At 70.9% G+C, this 1,972-nt stretch carries 3 protein-coding genes and 1 pseudogene; 1 reads left to right on the plus strand and 3 read right to left on the minus strand.

The genetic code is table 11. From position 1 onward, the window contains the following. Positions 1–841, plus strand: an 841-nt coding sequence (locus FDZ70_09865) for an FAD:protein FMN transferase (GenBank protein ID TLM69035.1), incomplete at its 5' end; no start/stop codon positions are given. Between the two features lie 4 nt (positions 842–845). Here FDZ70_09865 and FDZ70_09870 read toward each other — a convergent pair. The 3 genes and pseudogenes from FDZ70_09870 to FDZ70_09880 form a co-directional block, all read right to left on the minus strand. After that, positions 846–1,334, minus strand: a complete 489-nt coding sequence (locus FDZ70_09870) for a type II toxin-antitoxin system VapC family toxin (GenBank protein TLM69036.1) — start codon at positions 1,332–1,334, stop codon at positions 846–848. Next, positions 1,244–1,543 (minus strand): ribbon-helix-helix protein, CopG family, encoded by a 300-nt coding sequence (locus FDZ70_09875; GenBank protein ID TLM69037.1) that lies wholly within the window; start codon positions 1,541–1,543, stop codon positions 1,244–1,246. The genes FDZ70_09870 and FDZ70_09875 overlap by 91 nt, the downstream gene beginning before the upstream one ends. Before the next feature lie 83 nt (positions 1,544–1,626). Beyond that, positions 1,627–1,926 (minus strand): annotated as a pseudogene (locus FDZ70_09880) (TM2 domain-containing protein). Between the last annotated feature and the right edge of the window lie 46 nt (positions 1,927–1,972).

The following is a 1,972-nucleotide window of genomic DNA, read 5'->3' on the forward strand; positions in this document are numbered from 1 at the left end:
GGAGCCGTCGCTGGCGCAGACGTTGCCGTCGGAGGCCGGCCACGTGATCGCTGCGGCCGACGCGCTCGAGGTGACACACGACGGCCCCCGAGCTGCAGGGGCGCGCGGCGACTACTTCTCCTCCGCGCTACTCGGCGTTTCCAAGCTCTACGACTTCGAGGGCAGGAAGTCCGTGCCGCCCACAGACGTGGCGCGAACTGCGGCCTCGTGGGAGTTCGGACAGCACCTGCACGGCGAGGCATACTTCGGCCCGCGCGACCCCGCGCTATACCGCGCATCCATCACCGCCACGATGCTCGCCCACCCGCCCGGCCTCGACTTCGGCGGCTCCGCGAAGGGCCTCGCGCTCGACCGCGCTGCGAAGGTGCTCCGCGAGTCCGGCGTCGTCGACGCGGCGCTCGTGACCGCCGGCAGCACCACGGTCACGTTCGGCGAGAAGCCGGAGTCCGAGCCGTGGCGCATCGGCGTCGAGGACCCTCGCGAGCCCGGGCGGGTCGTCGCGGTGGTCGAGGCATCCTCTACGGTGACGGTCTCCACCTCGGGGGACTACCAGCAGCACTTCGAGCGCGACGGCATCAACTGGCATCACATCCTCGACCCGGTCACCGGCCGCCCGGCATGGGGCCTGCGCTCGCTCACGGTGATCGGCGCGCCCGACGGGCTGACCTCGGACATCCTGTCGACCGCGCTGTTCGTGATGGGACCGGTGCGCGCGGTCGACTACGCGCGCGAGAAGGATCTCGGCCTGTACATGATCGACGCGGTCGGCGAGGTGACCACCGTCGGCCCCGTGCCCGGGGCGCGCTGGCGCCTCGTCGAGGAGGCCGAGTCGCGCGAGTAGGGCTCTACGCGCCGACGAGCCGCACGCGCGGATGCGACCCGTGCGCCCGCGCGTCCGCCGAGTAGAGCGGCGCCTCGCGCAGGTCCGCGAGCCCCGCTGAGAAGGCGGCATACGGCGCGCACCCCGTGGCTGAGCGCACGGCGGCGGCGGATACGAGCTCGTCGCCGAGGGGGACCGTCACGAGGCCGAAGCTCTCGAGGTCCCGCCACACGCGCACGACGTCGGCCCCGCCCCCATCGCGGGAGGCGGCCCTCAGCACCTCGTAGTGGAAGAGCGTGTCCACGGCGATCGTGATCTCATGCCGGATGTGCCGATCGACCAGGTCACGGGCCTCGGCCGAGCCGGGCTCGTCGCGGAAGACCCGCACCCCCACGGACGCGTCGAGCACACAGAGCGCGCTGCTCACTTCCCGATCCCGCGCCCGTCGGCACGCAGCGCCCGCAGCTTCTCGAGCGTCGACGGTTCGTCCGCACAGGCCGGATCGGCGGCGCACTCGGCCGCGAACGCCTTCGCGTCCTGCAACGCCGCCACCGCGCGCTCGCGGTACGCGCGTTCCTCGGCGTGCGACCGATGGCGCGTCACGTACTCGGCGACGGCCTCCTCGACCAACGCGCTGCGGCTCAGGTCCGCCTCTGCAGCGGCATCATCGAGCTCGACGAGCAGCCAGTCGGACAGCGCGACGGCGACCTTCTTCTTGGGCATCTCGGCACTCCGGACGGACCGCGTTCATACCGTCCGTTCATACCACCGCCCGCGATGGGCGGTCAACCCGCCGCGCAGCGCGCCTAGAACCAGGGCTTCTTGTTGAGCACGTAGATGTAGTAGAAGTCCTGGTCGGTCTTGGTGAGGTAGGTGATCCCCTCGATGAGGCCGATGATCGACATCACGCTGGCGAGCGGGATCAGGCACAACCCGATTCCGATGAAGCTGAGCGCGGTGCCGAGGACGATCGCCCCCAGCGAACAGCCGAGCATGATGATCGCCTCGTTCGTGTAGCCGAGGTAGAACTTGTGCGCGCCCTACGCCCCCAGCAGGATGCCGAGGATGCCGGCGATCGTCTTCTCCTTGGGCGGGCTCGCGCTCACGTACACCGGTTGACCGGGCTGCACGGGCGGCGGTGGAGCGTACGCC

Source organism: Actinomycetota bacterium, from assembly GCA_005774595.1.
GTDB lineage: Bacteria > Actinomycetota > Coriobacteriia > Anaerosomatales > D1FN1-002 > D1FN1-002.

Coding starts and splice junctions, on each gene's coding strand:
- FDZ70_09875 (TLM69037.1), bottom strand. CDS start 1,543: ATGCCCAAGAAGAAGGTCGCCGTCGCGCTGTCCGACTGGCTGCTCGTC.